At 70.1% G+C, this 1,029-nt stretch carries 1 protein-coding gene and 1 pseudogene; both read left to right on the forward strand.

Annotated elements, in window-relative coordinates; all coding sequences use genetic code 11:
- Window positions 1-170: 170 nt before the first annotated feature.
- Window positions 171-620: a FlaD/FlaE family flagellar protein gene (locus U4E84_RS18725; protein ID WP_322533552.1), complete on the forward strand. Its 450-nt coding sequence runs from the start codon at window positions 171-173 to the stop codon at window positions 618-620.
- A pseudogene (locus U4E84_RS18730) lies at window positions 617-1,029 on the forward strand (hypothetical protein); the annotation flags it as partial. The gene U4E84_RS18725 and the pseudogene U4E84_RS18730, both read left to right, overlap by 4 nt.

Raw genomic sequence — 1,029 nt, forward strand, 5'->3', positions numbered from 1 at the left:
CGGCCCCCGCCGATACCGAGACGCCTCGAAGCCGAAAACCGGATCGTCGTCCGAGCGGCGCGCGGTCGCTCTCGCCGCTCCGGTAGTTTCTCACCGCTGATAACTGAGGGCCAACCATCATATGACCCCGCCGAGACGGTCCGAACACGGACGCGAACGACGGACGGAACATGAGTCTGAATCCACGACGATACGACGTACGGGAGCTGCGCCGGATCGCGGACGCCCCGCGAGACGGTGCGGACGGAGCGCCTCGGGAGCGGGCGCTCCGGCGGCCGAACCGGAACTGGGCCGAGCAGGCGGCGCGCTCGGCCGCGTTCACGGAGCTGCTCCAGCGTCAGCGTGGTGCGCGGCTGAACGGCGACGGCCCGGGGGAGAAGCCGTACCTGACGGCCATCCCGGCGTCGCCCGCGGCGGAACGCGAGATCGGCGAGTGGCTCGGCTACCTCGTCGACGTCGGCGGCCACGTGCGGGCCCGAGACGCGCTGTCGTACTACGGCCAGATCGGCCGCTTGGGGGGGTTCGACGCGCCGACGCGCGACCGGCCCTTTACCCCCGCGGACCACCGGATCAGCCTCGTCTCCATCGTCCGGATCGCTTCGTGTGCGAGTGACCAATGAGCGACGACGAATCCACGGACATCAACGAATCGGACGAATCGGCTGCGGTCGGCGTGAAATTAGGTAGCACCCGAACGGTGCTCGACGTCCCCGACGGTCGGGGCGGGCGCGAGCGCCACTCGGTGCTGACCTGCCTGGCGACCTACGAGGACGCCATCACCGGCGAGGAGAAGGTGCTGTTCGGCGAGGAGGCCGCGGTCGAGTACCCCGACCGCGTGCGCTTCATGCTGCGGTCGGGCCTCCCCGAGGACGACGACAGCGTCGCGGACGCCGAGCGCTTCTTCGAGGCGGTCGTGGACGCCCACGACGTGCCCGAGGACAGCGCGGTCGTCTACGCGGTGCCGACCATCGACAACGAGGCGGGCGTCGAGAACCTCAAGTCGGTGATCGAGGGCTCCTCGATCGGCGG

It is taken from the genome of Halorubrum sp. AD140 (assembly GCF_034497445.1).
In the GTDB taxonomy this organism is placed as follows: Archaea; Halobacteriota; Halobacteria; order Halobacteriales; family Haloferacaceae; genus Halorubrum.

Coding starts and splice junctions, on each gene's coding strand:
- U4E84_RS18725 (WP_322533552.1), top strand. CDS start 171: ATGAGTCTGAATCCACGACGATACGACGTACGGGAGCTGCGCCGGATC.